The organism is Heyndrickxia acidiproducens DSM 23148 (assembly GCF_000374345.1).
GTDB classification, from domain to species: domain Bacteria; phylum Bacillota; class Bacilli; order Bacillales; family Bacillaceae_C; genus Weizmannia; species Weizmannia acidiproducens.
Window position 1 is genome coordinate 1 of sequence record NZ_KB894063.1, and the last position, 3,724, is coordinate 3,724.

Annotated in this window: 4 protein-coding genes; all 4 read left to right on the top strand. The window is 44.2% G+C overall.

Annotated elements, in window-relative coordinates:
* The first annotated feature begins 234 nt into the window (after positions 1–234).
* Positions 235–1,347, top strand: coding sequence for an endolytic transglycosylase MltG (gene mltG / locus C232_RS0118035; RefSeq protein WP_018665504.1), 1,113 nt, complete (start codon positions 235–237; stop codon positions 1,345–1,347).
* A gap of 263 nt (positions 1,348–1,610) precedes the next feature.
* The gene (locus tag C232_RS0118045; protein WP_018665506.1) at positions 1,611–2,252 is read left to right on the top strand and encodes an O-methyltransferase; all 642 of its coding nucleotides are present in this window, start codon (positions 1,611–1,613) and stop codon (positions 2,250–2,252) included.
* Between the two features lie 6 nt (positions 2,253–2,258).
* Entirely contained in the window at positions 2,259–2,894 is a 636-nt protein-coding gene (gene udk, locus C232_RS0118050; protein WP_026314669.1) for a uridine kinase, read from the top strand.
* Between the two features lie 233 nt (positions 2,895–3,127).
* Positions 3,128–3,598, top strand: coding sequence for a transcription elongation factor GreA (gene greA, locus C232_RS0118055; protein WP_018665508.1), 471 nt, complete (start codon positions 3,128–3,130; stop codon positions 3,596–3,598).
* Positions 3,599–3,724: the final 126 nt, after the last annotated feature.

Genomic DNA, 3,724 nt, shown 5'->3' on the forward strand with positions numbered 1-3,724 from the left:
TAAGGTCGTAAACTTTAGAACCGCCGTGTACGGAACCGTACGCACGGTGGTGTGAGAGGTCGGCTAATCAAATAATGATTAGCCCCCTACTCGATTACGGCACGATAAACCCTTTTCACTTTTGAAACGAAAATGAAATAATAATTGGCGAAATATGTAGTATAATGGACAAGAAAAAAGTCGAAAATGGCTACGCATACATACGATTCTTCTTGATGAGAGGATGTTTTAGTTTTGACCGGTAAGAAAAATCATTTCCGGAAATTTATGCATTTTCTGCTGGAAAAGTGGAAAGAAAGACCAAGAATATACACCATCACCGGTATCCTTTTATTTTTATTCGTTTTATTTGGAGGCATCGCAATTTACTACCAGTCGGCACTAAAGCCCGCGGACCCGTCAAACCACAAAATGAAAATGGTCGAAATTCCGCCCGGGTCCAATGTCATGGAGATTGGGTCGATTTTAAAAGCAAAAGGCATAATAAAAAATGCATATGTTTTTAGCTATTATGTCAAATCCAGTCATAAGGCGGGCTTTCAGGCTGGAACCTATAAAATGACGCCTTCAATGAAGATGGATGAAATTATTAATAGCCTGCAAAAAGGCGGAATTGCAGCGATTCAATTCACAATTCCGGAAGGGTCCAATCTTGGACAGATCGCAGCCATCATCAGCAGGCACAGTTCATACAGCAGCAAACAAGTATTGCAAAGGGCCGGTGACCGTGCTTTTATTGAAGGACTGATGAAAAAATATCCCCGGCTGCTGACAAAAGATGTCCTGAATCAAAATATCATGTACCCGCTTGAAGGTTATTTTTATCCGGCAACCTATTCTTTTTATCATAAGCATGTAACACTGGATGAAATACTGGACAGTATGGTGGCCAAAACAAATGCCGTGTTCGCTTCCTATCAAGAGAAAAGGCATGCCATGCAATTGAGCCCGCATCAGCTCTTGACCATCGCGTCTTTGATTGAGGAAGAGGCAACACAAAAAGCGGACAGAACCAAAATTGCCAGTGTTTTTTACAATCGCTTAGAGAAGAAGATGCCGTTGCAAACGGACCCTACCATTATATATGCGCTCCATAAGCATAAAGAAAAAGTGACGTACAAAGATTTGCGGGTAAACTCCCCATATAACACGTATAAACATAAGGGGCTTCCGCCCGGCCCGATCGCCAGCCCGGGAGAACAGTCACTGCAAGCGGCTTTAATACCGGCAAAAACAAACTATCTGTACTTTTTGGCCGATATGAAAACAGGCCGGGTGTATTTTGCAAAAACATTAAAAGAACACAACGAATTAAAAGAAAAGTACATTGCAAAAGCAAAACAGTAGGCGGTTTTACCTGGTGCTGCCGTGTTGACAGGCGGGCTGCATCATGGGTTTTGCCGTGTCCCTGCGTTTTTTTCAAAAAGATTCGCTTTCCGTAAAAAAATATGCTACGATAATAAACGGAAAATTGGACTGGAAGCTTTAAAACCCGATACGGATGAAAAAGCTTTGTTTTCAAGTAGGTAAGGAGAGTTTTATGGATAGATTTGGCCTGAACTTCATGATGGATTGTTTTCTGAAAGGGTTCGGCGCTGGGAGGCCGTTGGATGAATGATCCGGTTGATGCTTATATTACATCCTTAATCCGCGGGCGTATGCCGCTGTTTGAAGAAATGGAGACATACGCGCACGAACAGCATATCCCGATTATGGAACTGGCTGGGATTGAGGGATTATGCCAGCTTTTACGGCTGCAGCAGCCGAAAAAGATTCTCGAAATTGGAACCGCAATCGGCTACTCGGCATTGCGGATGGCAGCAGCCCTTCCTGATGCCGAAATCATTACGGTTGAACGGGAAGAGGCACGCTTCACAAAAGCATATGATTACCTGGCGCAGACGCCCCTGTCAGCGCAAATCCGGCTGCTGACAGGCGATGCATTGGATGAAAGCACATTTAAGCGCATTCGGTCGTATGCGCCGTTTGACGCGATTTTTATCGATGCGGCAAAAGGGCAGTATCAGAAATTTTTCAGTACGTTTAGCCCGCTTTTGGGTGAACACGGCTGTATTTATACAGACAATGTGCTGTTTAAAGGCCTTGTTACTGAAACATTCATTGAAAAGAAACAAGTCCGCAATCTTGTCCGGAAAATCAGGAACTATAATGAATGGTTAATGCAGCATGAACAATTTATCACCACCATTTTTCCTGTTGGAGATGGATTGGCAGTCAGTCTAAAGAGGTGAATGGAAATGGAACGTAAGCCGGCTGTGATCGGTGTTGCGGGGGGTTCCGGTTCTGGCAAGACAAGTGTCACCCGTGCGATTTATGAAAGCTTGAAGGAAAACTCCATTTTGGTGCTGGAACAGGATTATTATTATAAAGACCAGAGCACCCTTCCGTTTGAAGAAAGATTAAAAACCAATTATGACCATCCGTTTGCATTTGACAATGATTTGCTGATCGAGCATTTGCAGAAACTGCTCCGTTATGAACCGATTGAAAAGCCGGTTTATGACTACTCCAGGCATACGCGCTCAGACCGCACGATACATGTCGAGCCGAAAGAAGTCATTATTTTGGAAGGCATATTGGTATTGGAAGATGAAAGATTGCGCAACTTAATGGATATTAAATTGTATGTAGACACTGATGCCGATCTCAGGATTATCAGGCGGCTGCTGCGGGATATTGAAGAGCGCGGGCGGACGCTCCAATCTGTCATTAAGCAGTATACGACCGTTGTCCGGCCGATGCACAACCAGTTCATCGAGCCCACAAAAAGGTATGCCGATGTGATCATACCGGAAGGCGGCCAGAATCATGTCGCAATTGATTTAGTTGTAACAAAATTACAATCAATTCTTGAACAAAAGTCATTTTTGTAATACGATAGTCTAGAAAACATGCTGAAAGCGCGCCGAATCATTTTGGCGCGCTAAGCCATATGGCGAAAAAAGAAGGAACAGGCTTGATATACAGATGCGGCTGATAAAGAGGCAGGCCCCTATCTGCAGCTGAAGCCGGAAATACAGCTTCTTATCATATGCATAAAAAGGTATGGGAGAAAAGTTTCTGCCCATACCGGTCTGATTACTAAGAGAACTAGGAGTGAAGGCAATTGGCTCAAGAAAAAGTTTACCCAATGACACAGGCAGGAAAAGAAAAATTAGAGCAGGAACTGGAATATTTAAAAACAGTGAAAAGAAAAGAAGTGGTGGAACGGATTAAGATCGCCAGAAGTTTCGGTGACCTCTCCGAAAACTCTGAATACGATTCTGCAAAAGAAGAACAAGCTTTTGTTGAAGGCCGGATTACCACGATTGAAAATATGATCCGCAACGCAAAAATCATTGAAGATGACGGTACGGATACAGTTTCCCTCGGCAAATCCGTGACGTTTGTGGAACTTCCGGACGGCGAAGAAGAAACCTACACGATTGTCGGCAGTGCCGAGGCCGACCCGTTTGAAGGTAAAATTTCAAATGACTCGCCGATTGCCAAAAGCCTGATTGGCAAAAGCGCAGGAGAGGAAGTAATCGTTCAAACGCCGGGCGGGGATATGAAAGTCAAAATTGTTTCGGTTAAATAAGATTGATCCAACGGCGGGCCATGGCTTCGCCGTTTTTTTGGTGCGCCGCGCATGACGATTCGCTAGGCGGCGAAAGTCCGCTATGGGGGTAGATAGCGACCAACCATTAGCCAAGAGCAAGGGTGT